Source organism: Brevundimonas sp., assembly GCF_046293315.1.
Lineage (GTDB): Bacteria > Pseudomonadota > Alphaproteobacteria > Caulobacterales > Caulobacteraceae > Brevundimonas.
Genome location: NZ_JBKBPF010000001.1, coordinates 203,844 through 218,600, shown reverse-complemented (window position 1 = coordinate 218,600; position 14,757 = coordinate 203,844). Strand labels below are relative to the sequence as shown.

Annotated in this window: 14 protein-coding genes and 1 tRNA gene; 9 read left to right on the top strand and 6 right to left on the bottom strand. The window is 67.0% G+C overall.

What is annotated here, in order from left to right; all coding sequences use genetic code 11:
- Positions 1-12 precede the first annotated feature (12 nt).
- Complete coding sequence (sppA, locus tag ACK4SE_RS00970) at positions 13-1,788, bottom strand: signal peptide peptidase SppA (RefSeq protein WP_409687416.1); 1,776 nt, start codon at positions 1,786-1,788, stop codon at positions 13-15.
- Positions 1,789-1,995: 207 nt separating this feature from the next.
- Between sppA and panD the strand changes: the two genes are divergently transcribed.
- A complete protein-coding gene (panD, locus tag ACK4SE_RS00965; RefSeq protein ID WP_196838295.1) occupies positions 1,996-2,352 on the top strand; it encodes an aspartate 1-decarboxylase in 357 nt (118 codons plus the stop codon).
- Between the two features lie 222 nt (positions 2,353-2,574).
- On the opposite strand, the gene ACK4SE_RS00960 is transcribed toward panD, so the two are convergent.
- The gene (locus ACK4SE_RS00960) at positions 2,575-3,369 is read right to left on the bottom strand and encodes an SIMPL domain-containing protein (RefSeq protein WP_409687413.1); all 795 of its coding nucleotides are present in this window, start codon (positions 3,367-3,369) and stop codon (positions 2,575-2,577) included.
- 195 nt (positions 3,370-3,564) lie between these two features.
- Between ACK4SE_RS00960 and ACK4SE_RS00955 the strand changes: the two genes are divergently transcribed.
- Positions 3,565-3,637: transfer RNA gene (locus ACK4SE_RS00955), tRNA-Ile, on the top strand.
- A 255-nt stretch (positions 3,638-3,892) separates the two neighbouring features.
- Here ACK4SE_RS00955 and ACK4SE_RS00950 read toward each other — a convergent pair.
- From ACK4SE_RS00950 to ACK4SE_RS00935, 4 genes are all read right to left on the bottom strand, one after another.
- On the bottom strand, positions 3,893-4,600 hold the full coding sequence (locus ACK4SE_RS00950; protein ID WP_409687410.1) for a hypothetical protein: 708 nt from the start codon (positions 4,598-4,600) through the stop codon (positions 3,893-3,895).
- A gap of 35 nt (positions 4,601-4,635) precedes the next feature.
- Entirely contained in the window at positions 4,636-4,989 is a 354-nt protein-coding gene (locus tag ACK4SE_RS00945; RefSeq protein ID WP_409687407.1) for a BA14K family protein, read from the bottom strand.
- A 102-nt stretch (positions 4,990-5,091) separates the two neighbouring features.
- Positions 5,092-6,438, bottom strand: a complete 1,347-nt coding sequence (locus ACK4SE_RS00940) for an ATP-binding protein (protein WP_409687404.1) — start codon at positions 6,436-6,438, stop codon at positions 5,092-5,094.
- Between the two features lie 47 nt (positions 6,439-6,485).
- Positions 6,486-7,199, bottom strand: coding sequence for a response regulator transcription factor (locus ACK4SE_RS00935; protein WP_409687402.1), 714 nt, complete (start codon positions 7,197-7,199; stop codon positions 6,486-6,488).
- 253 nt (positions 7,200-7,452) lie between these two features.
- Between ACK4SE_RS00935 and ACK4SE_RS00930 the strand changes: the two genes are divergently transcribed.
- The 7 genes from ACK4SE_RS00930 (at position 7,453) to arsH (ending at position 14,756) form a co-directional block, all read left to right on the top strand.
- Positions 7,453-8,703, top strand: coding sequence for an efflux RND transporter periplasmic adaptor subunit (locus ACK4SE_RS00930; RefSeq protein WP_409687399.1), 1,251 nt, complete (start codon positions 7,453-7,455; stop codon positions 8,701-8,703).
- Between the two features lie 10 nt (positions 8,704-8,713).
- Positions 8,714-10,663, top strand: a complete 1,950-nt coding sequence (locus ACK4SE_RS00925) for a MacB family efflux pump subunit (RefSeq protein WP_409687396.1) — start codon at positions 8,714-8,716, stop codon at positions 10,661-10,663.
- Between the two features lie 2 nt (positions 10,664-10,665).
- The gene (locus tag ACK4SE_RS00920) at positions 10,666-12,018 is read left to right on the top strand and encodes an efflux transporter outer membrane subunit (protein ID WP_409687393.1); all 1,353 of its coding nucleotides are present in this window, start codon (positions 10,666-10,668) and stop codon (positions 12,016-12,018) included.
- 77 nt (positions 12,019-12,095) lie between these two features.
- Positions 12,096-12,434, top strand: a complete 339-nt coding sequence (locus tag ACK4SE_RS00915) for an ArsR/SmtB family transcription factor (protein WP_409687390.1) — start codon at positions 12,096-12,098, stop codon at positions 12,432-12,434.
- A gap of 71 nt (positions 12,435-12,505) precedes the next feature.
- The gene (gene arsC / locus ACK4SE_RS00910) at positions 12,506-12,928 is read left to right on the top strand and encodes an arsenate reductase (glutaredoxin) (protein ID WP_409687387.1); all 423 of its coding nucleotides are present in this window, start codon (positions 12,506-12,508) and stop codon (positions 12,926-12,928) included.
- On the top strand, positions 12,928-14,016 hold the full coding sequence (gene arsB / locus ACK4SE_RS00905) for an ACR3 family arsenite efflux transporter (RefSeq protein ID WP_409687384.1): 1,089 nt from the start codon (positions 12,928-12,930) through the stop codon (positions 14,014-14,016). The genes arsC and arsB overlap by 1 nt, the downstream gene beginning before the upstream one ends.
- Entirely contained in the window at positions 14,016-14,756 is a 741-nt protein-coding gene (gene arsH, locus ACK4SE_RS00900) for an arsenical resistance protein ArsH (protein ID WP_409687381.1), read from the top strand. The genes arsB and arsH overlap by 1 nt, the downstream gene beginning before the upstream one ends.
- The last annotated feature ends 1 nt before the right edge of the window (position 14,757 follow it).

Below are 14,757 nucleotides of genomic sequence, written 5' to 3'. Positions count from 1 at the left end.
CAGGTGAGTGTGTCAGCGCAAGGGCTGGTCGGCCATGACGACTGCGCCCTGGGACCGCATGCGCTCGGCGCGAGCCCGGGCCATGACGGCCTGCACGTCGGGATCGGTCATGACGCCGTTCAGACGGATCAGGGTCTCTGCAGCCTCGCCCGAGGCGCCGAACGCCTGGCCCAGCGCTTCCCAGGTGGACAGGGGGCGCGGATAGCGGCGGAAACGCACCGCTTCAGTCTCGGGTATTTCCGCCAGGACCTTGGCCCGTTGAATGGCTTCATGCATTCCGCCGACCTCGTCCACCAGACCCAGCTCAAGCGCCTGGGCGCCGGTCCAGACGCGGCCGCGGGCGATCTCGCGCACGCGGGCCGCAGGCAGGTCGCGGCCGGTGGAGACGCGGGTCACGAAGTCCTCGTAGACCTGATCCATCCAGCCCGAGAAGGAGGCCCGCTCCCCCGCGTTGAACGGCCGCTCGGGGGTGAAGGCGTCGGCATACTCGCCGCCGACGGTCAGGCCGCTGATGTCCACGCCGAACCGGCCCAGGGCCTCGTCCAGCACGAACTTGCCGCCGAACACGCCGATGGAGCCGGTCAGGGTCGAGGGCTGGGCCACGATGGCCGAGGCCTCGGATGAAATCCAGTACCCGCCCGAGGCTGCATAGGCGCCCATGGACACCACCACCGGCTTGCCTGCCGCCTTGGCGGCGCGCACCGCGTCGAGGATCTGTTCTGAGCCTTCCGGCGAACCGCCTGGCGACGAGACGCGGAAGACGATGGCCCGCACGGAATCATTCTCGATGGCGTCATAGATGGCGGCGGCGATGTCATCGGAGCTCATCATCGAGCCGGCGCCGAACGGGTCGGCCGAGCTGCGCCCGGTCAGGATCGCGCCCTCGCCGCCGACGATGGCGATGGCATTACGGCCCGAGCCGGTGCGCTCGCCCACGGCGGCGGAATAGTCGGAGAAGCGGATGATCCGGCCGTTGTCGCCGGCGAGGCGACGGGCCTCGGCCTCGGCTTCACGCACGCCGCCGGTGTTGTCGATGAGGCCGAGCGCCTCCGCCTCGGCCGGCGTATGGGGGCCCGCTTCGAAGGCCGTGCGCAGGGCGTCCGCCTCCATGCTGCGGTCCGCTGCGGCGTTAGCCAAGGCGTTCACATAGATGGACGTCATCCAGCCTTCGGCCGCCTCGCGGTGCGCCTCGGTGAAACCGCTCTGGGTGAAAGTGTTGACCGCGTTCTTATACTCGTAGCGCTGCTCGAAATCGGCGGTGATCCCGTAGCGCTCGAAGGCGCGACCGAAGAAGATTTCCTCGCTGGCCAGACCCGTGGCCTGGAAGCTGGCGTTCTCCTGCATCCAGAACTCGCTGGCGGAGGCGCCGAGCATGTAGGTGGAGACCACCGCGCCCAGCGGCATCAGCCCCTGGGAGTGGGCGATCACCGGCTTGCCCGAGGCGCGGAAGCGGCGGATGGCCTGGCGCAGCTCGTCGGCCGAGGCCGGGGTCATGCCGCTTTCCGGCAGGCGCACCAGCACCACCTTGATGCGGTCGTCCTCCTGGGCCTGGGCCAGCACGTCCACGACCCGCATCACCGACAGGCCGGCCCCGCCGAAGCCGGCGAAGGGATTGGTGGGGGCCTGGTCGGTCAGGCCGCCGCGAAGGTCAAGCTCCAGCACCGACTGGGCATAGACCGCGGGCTTGGACGACCCGGCGGCGGAAGCGATCAGCAGAAGCGGAATTCCAATGAAAAACAACAAAAGACCGACGAAGACGCCGGCGATGGTGAGTGCGAACTGCTTCATCGGTTTCCTGAACAATCGTCGTTCGGCCACACGGGACCATCAGCGACCATAGAGGGCGGGGCGTCACCGTCAAATGAACGTCCCGTAACGCATGAACTTCATGCTGCACCGCCGCAGTCCTGATTGAAGACGGGCGACGAAACCCCTATATGCCGCCCATCAACGGGGACGTGCCCCCGCTCACGAGATTGGAGACCGGAGCTCCCCATGCTGGTCACCCTGATGAAATCCAAGCTGCACCGCGCGACGGTGACCCAGGCGGACCTCGACTACGAGGGCTCCATCGCCATCGATCGCGACCTGCTGGACGCGGCCGACATCTATCCGCACGAGCAGGTGGATGTGCTGAACATCACCACCGGCGCGCGCTTCACCACCTACGCCATCGAGGCGCCGCGCGGATCCCGCGTCATCGGCGTCAACGGCGCGGCGGCGCGTCTGGTGCAGAAGAAGGACAAGGTGATCATCGTCACCTATGGTCAGCTGCCCGCCGAACAGGCGCGCAATTACACGCCCAATGTGGTGCTGCTGGACGACGGCAACCACATCAAGGACGCGGCTTGATTGGTCTTTAAAGTGCGCTAACGCTCGCGTCGCGGACGCTCGCTGCTTGAGCGCAGACTTGATCGTGCGCTAACGCTCGCGTCGCGGACGCTCGCTGCTTGAGCGCAGACTTGATCGTGCGCTAACGCTCGCGTCGCGGACGCTCGCTGCTTGAGCGCATACCTGAATTGATAAGGCCCGCCGAACGGAACGGCGGGCCTTTTTGCTGTCTGGCGCGGGACCTCAGCGGATGATGTCGTAGACCCCGTTGATGTTGACCCGGACGGTCAGTTCGCCGGGCGCCACGCTGGTGCTTTCGACGCTGTCCATGGCCATGGCGCCGCGCGCGAACATCTGCGGTTGGGGCGGGGCATAGCCGCCGCCTTCCGACAGGTTGCGGATGCCCGCGAGCCGAACGCCCAGGGCGTTGGCGTACAGATTGGCCTTGGCCTGCAGCGCCTGGACGGCGGCCATGCGGGCCTGGTCCTCTGCCTGCTGCGGGTTGATCAGGCCGAAGCTGATGCCGTCGATCTGGTTGACCCCCGCATTCACCACGGCGTCGGCCGTCGAGCCCACACGCTCCAGATCACGAATCTCCACCGTCACCCGGTTGATGGCCTGATAGCCGCGCAGGCGGGGCGGCTCGTTCTGCACATAATCATACTGGGGCGACAGGTTCAGGCCCGAGGTCTGGATGTAGCGCTCCTCGATCCCGGCGGCGCGCAGGGCTCGCATCACCTCGTTCATCCGGGTGCGGTTCTGGGCCATGGCCTGGGCGGCGGTGACCGCCTCGGTCTGGACGCCGAAATTGATCATCGCCATGTCCGGCGCGGCGCGAACCTCGCCATGGGCCGAAAGATTGAGGGTCGGGGTCTCGGGCTGGACCAGGATCATCTGGTTTGCGGGAGCGGCCTGCTGGGCCAGAGCGGGGGCAGCGGTCATGACCGCGCCTGCGGCAAGCACTGCGGCGCCGAGCATCAGGGGCAGGTTCGGGCGGGGGCGGGCCACGGCGACGGCGCGGGGGTGAAAGCGGGTCATTATGTCTCCTTCGGAGCGTCCTGTTGTGCGTCCGGCCGGAGCGTGCGCCCCAGCCGTGGCCGAACCTTGGCCTTTTGCATCTGAATGAACGCCTGGCGCCGGGGTGCAGGTTCCATTCATGGACTCACGGGTCGCGGTAATGTTGCAGGCTTTCCCATGACCGCCCGGCCTGCTAGCCAGACGCTCCGCCACGGCGGGCGCGTAGCTCAATGGTTAGAGCCGACCGCTCATAACGGTCTGGTTGGGGGTTCGAGTCCCTCCGCGCCTACCGACGGCTGTGTCGAGACCACTTAGAACTGCCTCAAAACCACTTAAGAGCGGATCAGGGGGCCGGTTCACTTGATGGGCCCGCCCCTCAGCCTCAGCGGACGGGGTCGCCTGTCATTCAGGGTCGCGCAAGGATGGAGCCGGGGCGGCAGACGATCAGATCGGGCTCATTCGCGTGTCGTGAAGGCTGACGCCGTAACAGGCCTGGAATGGTGCGTTTGTGCACAGGCTTCATGAGCGTGGGGTCCGCCGGCGGTTACTCTCGCCGACGCCCCGGCCCCGACTGCGCCCTGGTCCTGGGAAGAGTTTCAAATGTCAGCACGCCGTCATGGTCGGCGTCCAGGGCGGAGAACCAGCGTCGCGTCGCGGCAACCCATTCGTCCGGGGTGATCCTCTGGTCCATGTTGGCATCCGCGGATCTGATCGGCTGGGGACGACCGAAGAAGTCGGCGTCGGCGACAGGGCCGTAGCCGCCGCCCGGCCCGCGAGGACCACCCTGACCGCCTGGGGCCCCACGGGGAGGAGCGCCTCCCGGAGGACGCTGCCCCCCGCCGCCGGGAGGCTGCAACTGCATCGGCGGCCCGCCGTCGCCGGCGTTCGGGCGTCCTTGTCCGGGCGGTCTGGGACCCCGCTGGCCCATCATCCGGCTTCTGATCCCGGCCAGCTGGATTTCGTAGGCGCCGATTTCCGAAGCGCCGATCACGCCGTCGCCATCCAGGTCCAGCTCGCGGAAATAGCGCATTCCATCCGCCGAGAATTCCTCGAACGACAGCGCGCCGTCGCCATCAGCGTCGGCCTGGAGAAACCACTGGGCGGAAGGATACGGCGCGGCCGGTTCGCCATGGAATGGCTGGCCGAACGGACTGATGAACAACTGCGGCGTCGGCGGCCGATCCGGCGGCCCGGGTCGGGAGGCGCAGGCTGCCGTCAGGGCGCAGAGGGCGATTACGACACTGTTGCGCATGCGAGACCTTTCCTGGTGGAAGAACTGACGGGAGATCAGAGTGTGCAGCGCGCCCGCTGACCGACGCGCGGGATGTATGTGTCGGTGCGGGGGTCGTAGGTGCGGTAGCGTTGCTGGCATGCCCGCACATGGCGGTTCCAGTCCGATGTGCGGGTGAAATGCGCCGGAGGGGCGGGCGGGCGCTGCCCCCAATCGGACTGCCACCGGCCGTGTCGGGAATCCTCGTTCCGGTCGTTCTGGTTGCGCCGATCATCTGGCCGGTCGTTGCGATCGCTCGCGACGGATGGGCGATCCTGCCGGGTTTGGGGTTGCCCGACCTGGTCGGCGGCGAGGCCGCTGGTTGCTGTCATGGCAACCAGAGCGGCGATCGATATTGAAATGAGCTTCACTGCGACTTACTCCTCGAAAACGAGGTCTCAGCCTATTCCCGATGCCGGTCTTTCGATAAGCGGATATTGAATTCTACTTGTGTCGGCGCGTGTCTACGCGTTTCAGGTGTGGCGATACTGTGTCCGCCAACCGGGTACATGGACTCTCGCGCTCAATCCTTTGGCGCGGCGAATGAGTTCAAGGCGCCCATTGCTTTCGGCGGCCAATCTTGCGGCGATCGGCAGCCCCAGGCCGGTGCCGCCTGTGTCTCGTGAACGGGAAGCATCCAGACGCACGAAGGGCTGCATCACCCGCTCAAGGTCATGGAAGGCGATGCCCGGGCCATCGTCATCCACGTGTATGCTGACCTGGGTTCCTATCCGATGCGCCGATATCATGGCGCCGCCGCCATGGATGACGGCGTTGTCGATGAGGTTGGCCAGGCAGCGGCGCAAGGCCGCCGGACGCACGTGAACATCACAGCCGCAGCCTTCATTGAAGACCACGGGTCGACCGGCGTCCGCCTCGTCGTCGGCAAGGGCGGCCAGCATGGTGTCGAGCGCCAGGAATTCGAAGGGCTCGTCCGAGGGCTGGTTGCGGGCGAGTTCCAATCCTTCGCGGATGAGGTCCTGCGTGGTGGCGAGATCGCCCAGCAGCCGGCCCTTCAACTCCTCATCGGAGACCTTCTCCACCCGAAGCCGGAGGCGGGTCAGCGGCGTCTGCAGATCGTGGGTGACGGCGGCGAGGATCTGGGAACGCTCCTTCAGCGCCTCGTTGAGGCGAGCCTGCAGGCTGTTCAACGCTGAAGCCGCCTTGGTCACCTCGTTCGGACCGCTCACACGCGTCGGTGCGGCCTCAAGGTCGTCACGCAGAGCTTCGGCCGCCCGCGCCAGCCTTTCCAGAGGTCGTGACGCCAGACGCGCCACAAAAAAGGACAACACGGCCGTGGTGGTCAGCAGCCCTAGCAGGAAGAACGGATCAAACACCCGTGCGCGCGCGGCTGAGGGCGGCGTCCCGACCGTGAAGGCGAGCTGCGCGGTGTCCGGCGACTGCAGTTGAAAAGCCCAGCACTCCGGTCTGGAAAAGCCAAGGGCCTGGGCGCGGTTGGCCACATCGCGCTTGTGCGCCGGGTTCGGCGCGAACGGCGGCGGGCCAGGCGCGCAGGTGGCGATCGACCCGCGAAATGCGCGGACGGACCACCCTTCGGGCAGTCGCGCGCGGATGATGCGCTCCAGAGCCACATCCCGTTGAAGGTTTTCCACATCGGTAGCCGGGGCGCTCAGGCCCAGGGCGCCATTCAGACGCTGATCAATCGTTCCGCGCCCTTCAGAAAGCATGGCGGCGCTCGTGAAGGACTCGACCCTGTCCGCCACCCGTTCCAGATGGAAGGCGGACAGTTGTCTGCCATAGGCCATGTCTGCGAGGGCAAGCGAGATGAGGCCGGCTGCTGACGTGCCCAGGAACAGCACGGCAAACAGCCTTCCCGCCATGGAATTCGCGAAGCGTCTCAGAAGCATCATTCCAGGATGACCTCGGCGGCAAGGACATAGCCTTCATTGCGCACGGTGCGGATCAGCATCGCCCCCTCGGACCCGAACTTCTGACGCAGCCGGCTGATCTGGATGTCCACGGCCCGATCAAGCGAATCCACCGCCCTCAGACCGCCCAGGGAAATCAGCTGCTCGCGGCTCAGGACCCGGTTCGGGAACTCCACCAGCTTGAGCAGAAGCCGGTACTCCGCACCCGACAGCACCACCAGGCGATTTTGCGGGTCTCTCAGCACGCGTTTGCCGAGGTCGAATTCCCAGTCGTTGATGCGGGCGACCTTGGCTTCCAACGGCGTGAGATTTCTCGGCACCGCATGTGTCCGTCTCAGGACGCTGCGCATCCGCGCGACCAGTTCTCTCGGCTCGAACGGCTTGATCAGGTAGTCGTCCGCGCCCATCTCCAGACCCAGGATCCGGTCGATGGTCTCAATGCGGGCCGTGAGCATGATGATCGGCACGTCTGACGAGGTCCTGATCTCACGACAGAGCTGCAGGCCGTCCTCGCGCGGCAGGTTAAGGTCCAGCAGGATGAGCTGCGGGGGGCGCGCGGCCATGCGCGCCCTCATCTGCTGACCGTCGGCAGCTGTCTCCACGTCGAAGCCCGCCCCCGCAAGATGCTCGGCCAGCATCATGCGGATGTCGCGGTCGTCGTCGACCAGGAGAATTTGCGGCGGGCCGTCCATGGGAGACTCTCTTCGACTCGATTGCTGGCGTTCGCACCCTGAATTGCGTGTCACAAGGTATCAGAGCCGCCGCTGACACAATGGGAAACAAGGCGGCCGTGCGCCGACACGCTGTGAGATGCGGCCGCCCCGCTTGCGCCCCAGATGACCCGTCTCGTGACATCGAGCGGGACGGACCGCTTCGCACCTTGGTCCCGGCGGGATCAGGTTCACCTCGCCAGCTCCGTACGGCCGCACCGAAAGAAGCCCATCCATGCCCTTCGCCCTCCCCGCTTCCCTGAAACAGACGTGGCTCGCCGGCCGCACCGGACGGGTCGTCCTTGCTGTGGTGGGACTCATCGTTGTCGGGACCCTGGCGTGGTGGCTGTTCCTCCGCCCGGAGCCGGCGCCGGACGTGATGCTCGCCACGGCGCGGCTGGGCGACATTGAGGAGGTGGTCCTGGCGACCGGCAAGCTTGAGCCGCTGGAGCTGATCAGCGTCGGCGCCCAGGTTTCCGGGCGCGTGGAGCGTCTGGCCGTCGAGGTAGGCGACGTGGTCCGGCCCGGGCAGATCATCGCCGAAATAGATTCACAGACCCAGCAGAACACTCTGCGTGACCGTCAGGCGGCGCTGGCCAACGTCCGCGCCTCGCGGGCCTCGCGGGCCGCAACCCTGGCCCAGGCCGAGCGCGATCTGGCCCGCCAGCAGCAAATGCTGGAGGCCGACGCCACACCCCGCGCGCAATACGATTCCGCCCTCGGCACGGTCGAAGCCGCCCGCGCCGAGGTGCAGGCCCTGGACGCCCAGATCGAGCAGGCCCAGGCGGCGGTGGACTCCGCGCGTGTGGAGTTGGGCTACACCCGCATCACCGCGCCGATCGGCGGCACCATCGTCTCCGTCGTCACCGACGAAGGTCAGACCGTCAACGCCATGCAGACGGCGCCAACCATCGTCATGATCGCCCAGCTGGACACCATGACCGTGAGGACCGAGATCTCCGAGGCTGACGTCATCCGAGTTGACGCCGGCATGTCGGCCTACTTCACCATCCTGGGCGATTCCAGGCGCCGCTTCGAAGGCGTTCTGCGACAGGTGGAGCCTGCGCCGGAGTCGATCGCCAACGACACAGCGACGTCGACCACAAGCGAAGCCATCTACTACATGGGCCTGATCGACGTCGACAACGCCGACGGGGTCCTGCGTCCGTCGATGACGGCGCAAGTCTCCATCGTGATGGATCGGGCCCAGGGCGCCGTGCTCATCCCGATCACCGCGCTTGGCCAGGAGATTTCGGCCGGGGTCCACATCGTTCGGGTCAGGGAGGGCGATGGCCGCATCCGGGATCGTCAGGTCCAGACCGGCATCAACGACGGCTCCAACGTCCAGGTATTGAGCGGACTGTCCCAGGGTGAGCAGGTCGTGGTGGGGGAAGGCGGCGGGGATATCCCTTCGGGCATGCCGCAGCCGCCGGGCGGCCTGGCCGCAGGCATGGGCGGCCCGCCGGGCGGCGGCGGCCCGCGCTGAGGACCCCGTCATGACCGAACCTCTCATCATCCTCGAAGATGTCCGCCGTGAATTCCTGGCAGGCGAGGAAACCGTCGTCGCGCTCAGGGACGTAAGCCTGACCATCGAGGCCGGCGAAATGATCGCCATCGTCGGCGCCTCGGGATCAGGCAAATCGACCCTGATGAACATTCTGGGGTGCCTGGACCGGCCCAGCCGGGGGGCCTATCGCGTCGGCGGCCGCGAGACCTCGCGGCTCGATCCGGACGAGCTGGCCGAGCTCCGGCGCGAGCATTTCGGATTCATCTTCCAGCGGTATCATCTGTTGGGTGACCTGAGCGCACAGGGCAACGTCGAGGTGCCGGCCGTATACGCCGGGCGCCCGCGCAGTGAGCGCCGCGAGCGGGCCGCCGCCTTGCTCGAGCGCCTCGGTCTCGGCGACCGGCGCGACCATACGCCGGGCAAGCTCTCGGGCGGCCAGCAGCAGCGCGTCTCCATTGCGCGCGCGCTGATGAATGGGGGCGAGATCATACTGGCCGACGAGCCGACCGGCGCCCTTGACACACACAGCGGCGCGGAGGTCATGCAGATCCTGCGCGAGTTGCACGCCGACGGCCACACGATCATCCTCGTGACCCACGACGCCAGGGTCGCCGAACACGCCGACCGCATCATCGAGATCAGCGACGGCGTCATTGTCTCGGACAGCCGAACCGCGGAAGGCGTCGTGAATCCGGCGGGACTGAAAGCGACAACCACGAACGGCTCGAGCTGGGCGGGAGCCCTGGATCGCTTCTCCGAAGCCTTCCACATGGCGGTCCTGTCCATGAGCGCCCACCGCATGCGCACGCTCCTCACCATGCTGGGCATCATCATCGGGATCGCTTCCGTGGTGGCCATGTCGGCGCTGGGCGCGGGATCGCAGCAACAGGTTCTTGAGCAGATCAGCTCGCTCGGCACCAACACCATAGAGGTGCGCGCCGGAGCCGGCTTCGGCGATCGCGATGCGGCCCGGGTCGAGACCCTGGTTCCGGCGGATGCCGACGCCCTGGCGGGCCAGCCCTACGTGGACAGCGTCACGCCGATCGTGACGACCTCGGCGATCCTGAGGCGTGGCGCGGTGGAGGTGAATGCAACAGTCAACGGAGTCGGCGACGGCTACTTCCAGGTTCGTGGCCTCGCCATTGACCGCGGCTCGGCGTTCACCGCCGGCGAGGTCTCGGAACTCAGCCAGAACGTGGTGATCGATCCCGGTACGGCGACGGACCTGTTCACAGACGGCTCCGATCCGTTGGGCCAGGTCATCCTCATCGGCGCCATGCCGGCCCGGGTTATCGGCGTATCGGCCGAATCCACCAGCTTTGGCCCCGGCGGGGACAGTCTCAATGTCTATGCCCCCTACACCACCATCCTCGGACGGATGCTGGGCCGGGCGCACGTGGACAGCATCACCGTGAGGATCAGCGACGATACGCCCACGGATACGGCCCAGAACGCGGTGTCCCGTCTGATGGAATTGCGCCACCGCACGCGGGACTTCTTTCTCGTCAACACAGACACCATCCGCCAGACGATCGAGGGCACCAGCCAGACCATGACCCTGCTCATTTCAGCCATCGCCATCATCTCGCTGGTGGTGGGCGGCATCGGAGTCATGAACATCATGCTGGTGTCCGTGACCGAGCGCACCCGTGAGATCGGGGTGCGTATGGCGGTGGGCGCGCGGCGCAGCGACATCCTGACCCAGTTCCTCATCGAAGCCGTCCTTGTCTGTCTCATCGGCGGGGTTCTGGGCGTGCTGGCCGCCCTGGGTGTCGGGGTTCTGTTCGACTGGTTCAGCACCGATTTCAGGATGATTTTCTCCGTGTGGTCCATGGTCGCGGCGTTCGCCTGCTCAAGCCTCATCGGCGTGGTTTTCGGCTTTCTGCCAGCGCGCAACGCCGCACGTTTAAACCCCATCGACGCTCTGGCGAGGGAATGACAATGCGAAGCTCGATCACTCTTGCCGCCATCGCCGCCCTGCTGTCAGGCTGCGCGGCGATCCATACTCCCTATGAGTCGCCGGCCGCCCCGGTCCAGCCCGCCTGGACCTATGGAGAGACGAATCCCGGCGCCGAGACCTCCGTGGAGTGGTGGCGTGAGTTCGGCGAGCCCGGGCTCAATGCCATTGTCCGGGACGTTCTCGTTCTCAATAACGATCTCGCCGCCGCGTCGCTTCGGGTCCGGCAGGCTCGTCTGCAGGCGGGGCTCGCCCGGAGCGACCAGTGGCCGCAACCCGGAGCCCAGATCTCGGCCAGCGCCAGTCGAGATCTGGATGGCGGCTCCGTCACGGAGAGCTATTCCACGGGAGTCAGTCTATCCTACGAGGTCGACCTGTGGGGACGCCTCGCGGCGCTCGCGAACGCAGCGGACTGGCAAGCCGTGGCCTCCGAGGAAGACTATCTGGCGACCCGCCTGGCGCTGATCGGGACGACGACCGAACTCTATCTCCAGCTCGCCTACCTCAACGAACGTCTGGACTATGCGCGGGACAGCCTGGACTACGCCCTGCAGGTCCAGGATCTGGTCGGCGCGCGCTACGCCGCCGGGGCCGAGTCGCAGCTGGCGGTCCAGGAAGCGCGTCAGACCGTCCTGTCCCAGCAAGCGGCGTTGTCCCAGGCCAGCCAGCAGCGCGTTGAAACCCTGACCGCCCTCGGCGTGCTGCTGGGCGCCGGCGACGGCGCAGAGATGTGGAATGAACCCGGTGATCTCCATGTCTTCGCGCTGCCGGACGTCAGGGCCGGGATTCCGGCCCACGTTCTGGCCCGCCGACCCGATCTCCGCGCAGCGGAAACCCGGCTGCGCGCCAGTCTGGCCGAAACGGACGCCGTTCGCGCCGGCTTCTATCCGTCGATCAACCTGACCGGCTCCCTCGGCGGCGCCAGCACAACACTGAGCCAGTTGTTATCCAATCCCGCCGGAACGGTGGCTGCGTCTCTGTCGCTGCCTTTCCTTGACGTCATGGAGATGCGCCTGACCAACGCCCGCATGCAGGCCGCTTACGAGGAAGCAGGGGCCCAGTTTCGTCAGACTCTCGCCACTGCCTTGGCCGAAGTCGAGAACGCACTCTCCGCCCGCGCCCAGCTGGCCGTTCAGGGCGAGCGTCTTGACGGCGCGCTGGACGCCGCCCGCCGCGCCGAACAGATCAACGAGGTGCGCTACCGGGCGGGTGAGACGGCCCTGCGCGACCTGCTGGATAGCCAGGAGCGCCGCCGGTCGTCTGAAATCGCCCTGATGGACAACCGGCTCGAGCGCCTCCGCAACGCCGTGACCCTCTACCAGGCCTTGGGGGCATAGGGGGGCGTCCGCTCCGCCGGAGAACGTGGCCCCGACAGGGGCCTTGCGAGTCGTATTGATTCCACTATTCTGGAAACATGGAATCTGAAGACGCCCTCGCCGCCCTGGCCGCTCTGGGCCAGCCCACGCGGCTGGAGGCGTTTCGCCTGCTGGTGCACCACGAGCCCGAGGGGCTGGCGGCGGGCGATCTGGCCGAGGCGCTCGCGGTGCCCGCCAACACCCTGTCGGCCCACCTGAACGTGCTGTCCCACGCCGGTCTGGTGCGGGGCGAGCGGCGCGGGCGCTCCGTAATCTATCGGGCGACCTTTGAGCGCGTGACCGGGCTGGTGCTCTATCTGCTCAAGGACTGCTGTGGCGGACGCGCCGATCTTTGCCGGCCGCTCGTGGCCGAACTGAATCCCTGTCTAGGAGCCTGATCGGTTGAGGGGGAAGCGCCTCGCGATTCCACCGATGCCGGAAATCAGCCTCCCAAAATAACGGACTGATCATGGACATTGTCATCTATCACAACCCAGCCTGCGGGACCTCGCGCAACACCCTGGACCTGATCCGGCATCTGGGGATCGAGCCCCATGTGGTGGAGTATCTGAAGACCCCGCCCGCCCGCGCCATGGTCGCCGACATGGTCGCCCGCATGGGCGTGCCACTGCGCGACGTGCTGCGCCAGAAGGGCACGCCTTGGGCCGAGCTGGGGCTGGACGACGAGACCCTCAGCGACGACCAGTTACTGGACGCCGTGGAGGCGCACCCCGTCCTGCTGAACCGCCCCATCGTGGTCACACCCGCGGGGGTGAAGCTGTGCCGCCCGTCCGAGGCGGTGCTGGATCTGTTGCCCGGCGTGGCCCTGAAGCCCTTCGTCAAGGAAGACGGCGAGGTGATCATCGACGACGCAGGAAACCGGGTGCGCTGATGGTGGACACCGTCGTTCAGGACAAGGGCCCGCCACGCCGCCTGTCGTTCCTCGACCGCTGGCTGACCCTGTGGATCTTCGCCGCGATGCTGGCGGGCGTGGCGCTGGGATCGCTGATCCCCGGCCTGCCCGTCTGGCTGGAAAGCCTGTCGGTGGGCACCACCAACATCCCCATCGCCATCGGCCTGATCCTGATGATGTACCCGCCGCTGGCGCGGGTGAAATACGAGGCCCTGCCCCGCGTGTTCGCCGACAAGCGGGTGCTGGCCCTGTCCCTCTTCCAGAACTGGGTGCTGGGGCCGGTGCTGATGTTCGCCCTGGCGGTGATCTTCCTGCGCGACTATCCGGAGTACATGACCGGGGTCATCCTGATCGGCCTGGCCCGGTGCATCGCCATGGTGCTGGTCTGGAACCAGCTGGCGCGCGGCGACAACCAGTATGTGGCCGGGCTGGTGGCGTTCAACTCGGTGTTCCAGATCCTGTTCTTCAGTGTCTACGCCTGGCTGTTCCTGACCGTCCTGCCGCCCGTTTTCGGGATTGAGGGCAGCGTCATCGACATCAGCATCTGGACCATCGCCGGGGCCGTGCTGATCTATCTGGGCGTGCCCTTCCTCGGCGGATACCTGACCCGGCGCGTGCTGGTCGCCCGCAAGGGCCAGGACTGGTACGAGACCCGCTTCATCCCGCGCATCGGGCCGATCACCCTGATCGCCCTGCTGTTCACCATCCTGGCCATGTTCAGCCTGAAGGGCTCCGACGTGGCGGCCCTGCCGCTCGACGCCCTGCGCATCGCCGTGCCGCTAACCATCTATTTTCTGGTCATGTTCGTGGCCAGCTTCCTGATGGGCAAGCTGATCGAGGCGGACTATCCGCGCACCACCGCCCTGGCCTTCACCGCCGCCTCGAACAATTTCGAGCTCGCCATCGCCGTGGCCATCGCCGCCTTCGGCCTGGCCAGCCCGGTCGCCTTCGCCGCCGTGATCGGCCCGCTGGTGGAGGTGCCGGTGCTGATCCTGCTGGTCTCGGTCGCCCTGTGGATGGGCCGCCGCTGGTTCCCCGACACGGCCCCGCCGAAGGAGGCGCGCTGATGGAACGCCTGCGCCCCCTGCCCGACCCGGACCACCTGCCCGCGCTCGACCCGGACTACCTGCACACGCGGCCGGCGCTGGATCTGGGGCCGATGGATCATCCGCCGCGCATCCTGCTGCTGTACGGCTCCCTGCGCGAGCGGTCCTATTCGCGGCTGGCGGCGGAGGAGGCCGCGCGGCTGTTGCAACTGATGGGCTGCGAGACCCGCATCTTCGACCCGTCCGACCTGCCCCTGACCGACCAGATCGCCGACGACGACCACCCGGCGGTGCACGAACTGCGCGAACACGCCCTGTGGTCCGAGGGCATGGTCTGGTCCAGCCCCGAGCGGCACGGCCAGATGTCAGGCCTGATGAAGCTGCAGATCGACCATATCCCGCTGAGCATGGGCGGGGTGCGCCCCACGCAAGGGCGGACTCTGGCGGTCATGCAGGTGTCAGGCGGCTCCCAGTCCTTCAATGCGGTCAACACCATGCGGCTGCTGGGCCGGTGGATGCGCATGATCACCATCCCCAACCAGTCCAGCGTGGCCAAGGCCTGGCAGGAGTTCGACGAGGCGGGGCGCATGAAGCCCTCGGCCTATTACGACCGCATCGTGGACGTGATGGAGGAGCTGGTCCGCTTCACCGTCCTGACCCGGCCCCACGCGCAGGGGCTGGTGGACCGCTATTCCGAGCGCAAGGCGGCAGGGACGCGGGTGGACGACGCTGCGGGGCTGGCCGGGCGCGCGCTCGCCTGAC

What these genes read in the sequence shown, in the direction of transcription:
- ACK4SE_RS00935 (WP_409687402.1), bottom strand. Translation starts at nt 7,199, where the DNA reads ATGGACGGCCCGCCGCAAATTCTCCTGGTCGACGACGACCGCGACATC.
- ACK4SE_RS00920 (WP_409687393.1), top strand. Translation starts at nt 10,666, where the DNA reads ATGCGAAGCTCGATCACTCTTGCCGCCATCGCCGCCCTGCTGTCAGGC.
- ACK4SE_RS00915 (WP_409687390.1), top strand. Translation starts at nt 12,096, where the DNA reads ATGGAATCTGAAGACGCCCTCGCCGCCCTGGCCGCTCTGGGCCAGCCC.
- ACK4SE_RS00960 (WP_409687413.1), bottom strand. Translation starts at nt 3,369, where the DNA reads ATGACCCGCTTTCACCCCCGCGCCGTCGCCGTGGCCCGCCCCCGCCCG.
- arsH (WP_409687381.1), top strand. Translation starts at nt 14,016, where the DNA reads ATGGAACGCCTGCGCCCCCTGCCCGACCCGGACCACCTGCCCGCGCTC.
- arsC (WP_409687387.1), top strand. Translation starts at nt 12,506, where the DNA reads ATGGACATTGTCATCTATCACAACCCAGCCTGCGGGACCTCGCGCAAC.
- arsB (WP_409687384.1), top strand. Translation starts at nt 12,928, where the DNA reads ATGGTGGACACCGTCGTTCAGGACAAGGGCCCGCCACGCCGCCTGTCG.
- sppA (WP_409687416.1), bottom strand. Translation starts at nt 1,788, where the DNA reads ATGAAGCAGTTCGCACTCACCATCGCCGGCGTCTTCGTCGGTCTTTTG.
- ACK4SE_RS00950 (WP_409687410.1), bottom strand. Translation starts at nt 4,600, where the DNA reads ATGCGCAACAGTGTCGTAATCGCCCTCTGCGCCCTGACGGCAGCCTGC.
- ACK4SE_RS00925 (WP_409687396.1), top strand. Translation starts at nt 8,714, where the DNA reads ATGACCGAACCTCTCATCATCCTCGAAGATGTCCGCCGTGAATTCCTG.
- panD (WP_196838295.1), top strand. Translation starts at nt 1,996, where the DNA reads ATGCTGGTCACCCTGATGAAATCCAAGCTGCACCGCGCGACGGTGACC.
- ACK4SE_RS00930 (WP_409687399.1), top strand. Translation starts at nt 7,453, where the DNA reads ATGCCCTTCGCCCTCCCCGCTTCCCTGAAACAGACGTGGCTCGCCGGC.